The sequence below is a fragment of the Streptomyces sparsus genome (genome assembly GCF_054776295.1).
In genome coordinates this window covers 1-2,321 of the sequence record NZ_BAAHCA010000791.1, presented here as the reverse complement: position 1 = coordinate 2,321, position 2,321 = coordinate 1, and the positions used below count along the sequence as shown (strand labels likewise).

2 protein-coding genes are annotated in these 2,321 nt (G+C 74.2%); one reads left to right on the top strand and one right to left on the bottom strand.

Going from position 1 to position 2,321, the window contains the following annotated elements:
* A partial coding sequence (locus ACYVE9_RS23415) for an SDR family oxidoreductase (RefSeq protein ID WP_461029878.1) occupies window positions 1–1,069 on the bottom strand: 1,069 nt, incomplete at its 3' end.
* A 149-nt stretch (window positions 1,070–1,218) separates the two neighbouring features.
* Here ACYVE9_RS23415 and ACYVE9_RS23410 point away from each other — a divergent pair.
* Window positions 1,219–2,321 (top strand): zinc-dependent metalloprotease (locus ACYVE9_RS23410; RefSeq protein ID WP_461029877.1); only part of this gene is annotated, 1,103 nt, incomplete at its 3' end.

Below are 2,321 nucleotides of genomic sequence, written 5' to 3'. Positions count from 1 at the left end.
CGGTGCCGACCAGCGCGACGGTGGCACCGGCGGCGCCCAGTGTCGTCGCCGCGTCCTTGCGGCCCAGCCGCCGGCCGGCGAGCGTGTGCCGACCCGACACCTCGGCGAGCAGCTCGGCGAGCACCTCCTCGTTGGTCCACTCCGGTCGCCAGCCCGCGGCGTGCAACCGGCTGCCGCTGACCACCCACGGGTACATGGTGTACGCGAGGTCCCCGGCCGGGGACGGGGTCAGGCCCAGCCGGTGCAGCCGGGACGCGGCGCCGAGCGCGACGGCGGAGGGCAGCTCCATCCGGCGGACCCCGGACAGCTCCTCGACCTCCTCCTGCTCCAGCCACCCGTCGCAGCCGACCACCATCTCCCCGTCCACCTTCTCCAGCGCGGCGAACTCCAGCGCGCTGACCAGGTCCTCGACGTGGCAGAACTGCCAGCAAGGGCGCGAACCGGCGACGACCAGCAGGCGCGGTGACTCGAAGTAGCGGGTCAGCGCGGTGTCGGTGCCGCCGACCAGCACGGCCGGGCGGACCACGGTGACGTTCAGGCCGGGGTGGGCGCGCGGCGCGCGTTCCGCCAGCCGCTCGATCTCCAGCAGGTCGGCGACACCGGTCGCCTCCGCGGTGGCCCGCAGCTCGGCGACCTCCGCGAGCGCCACGTCGTTGTCGGGCAGGGCGCCGAAGACCATGGCCGAGGTGCACAGCACCACCCGCTTCACACCGGCCGCCGCGGCGGCCGTCAGCACGGTCTGCGCGCCGCGCACGTTGTAGGCGGTGCGCGCCGCGGCGTCCGCGCCCAGATCGAGGTCGAGCGCGAGGTGCACCACGACGTCCACCGGCTCGCCGTCGCGGCGCAGCCGGTCGGCGATGACCGGGTCCCGCACGTCGAGCACGTGCCACTGGGCGTCCTCCAGCTCGCCCCGGCGTTCGTCGAGTGCGACCACCTCTCTGATCTCGGGGCTGTCGGCCAGTCTGCGGGCCAGCAGCGCACCGACCCCCGAGGCGGCACCGGTCACCGCCACGACGCGGCGGGCAGCGCCGTTTCGCGTTGCGCGAACGTTCGACTCCTGGGAACTCACCGGGCTTCTCCAGCGGTTGTTTCTGGTGCGGCATGCGCCAGCCCCCCATCCTGCCTGACTCGTGTCTAGGCTGGGGGGTACAGCCCCTCACAGGCCGCGCCGGCCGTAGCGCGCAGTCCATCCGTCACCCCAGAGATCCGAGGAAACCCGTGAGCGACACCCCATTCGGATTCGGCGTCCCGCCGGAGGAGCCGGAGGACGGCGACGAGGCGCGGAAGAAGCACGGCCAGGGCCAGGCGCCGTTCGGTTTCGGCGACGGCCAGGGCAGCGCCGACAACCCGTTGGCGGCGATGTTCGGCTCGCTCGGCGGAGGCGACCCGGCCGACCTCGGCGCCGCGTTCCAGCGGCTGGGGCAGATGCTGAGCTACGAGGGCGGCCCGGTCAACTGGGACATGGCCAAGGACATCGCCCGGCAGACGGTCGCCCAGGGCGCGCCCGACGGCTCGAAGGACGCCAGCGTCGGACCGCAGGAGCGGGCCGCCGTCGAGGAGGCCGTCCGACTCGCCGACCTGTGGCTGGACGGCGCGACCTCCCTGCCGTCGGGCTCCGGCTCCGCGGTGGCGTGGAGCCGGGCCGAGTGGGTCGAGGCGACGCTGCCGGTGTGGAAGGACCTGGTCGACCCGGTGGCCGAGCGGGTCGGTGCCGCGATGGGTGACGTGCTGCCGCAGGAGATGCAGGCCATGGCCGGCCCGCTGCTGGGCATGATGCGCTCCATGGGCGGCGCGATGTTCGGCACCCAGATCGGTCAGGCTGTGGGTGTGCTCGCCGGTGAGGTCGTCGGCTCCACCGACATCGGGCTGCCGCTGGGCCCGGCCGGCAAGGCCGCCCTGCTGCCCGTCAACATCGCCGCGTTCGGCTCCGGGCTGGGCGTGCCGCAGGAGGAGGTCCGCCTCTACCTCGCGCTGCGGGAGGCCGCCCACCAGCGGCTGTTCGCGCACGTGCCGTGGCTGCGCTCGCACCTGTTCGGCGCGGTCGAGGGATACGCGCGCGGCATCAAGGTCGACACCGAGAAGCTGGAGGACGTCGTCGGGCAACTCGACCCGGCCCGTCCGGAGGAGATCCAGGAGAAGCTCCAGCAGGGCCTGTTCCAGCCCGAGGACACCCCCGAGCAGAAAATCGCGCTGGCCCGGTTGGAGACGGCGCTGGCGCTGGTCGAGGGCTGGGTGGACGCCGTGGTGCACGCCGCCGCGCCGCCGCACCTGCCCTCCGCCGACGCCCTGCGGGAGACGCTGCGCCGGCGCCGTGCCTCGGG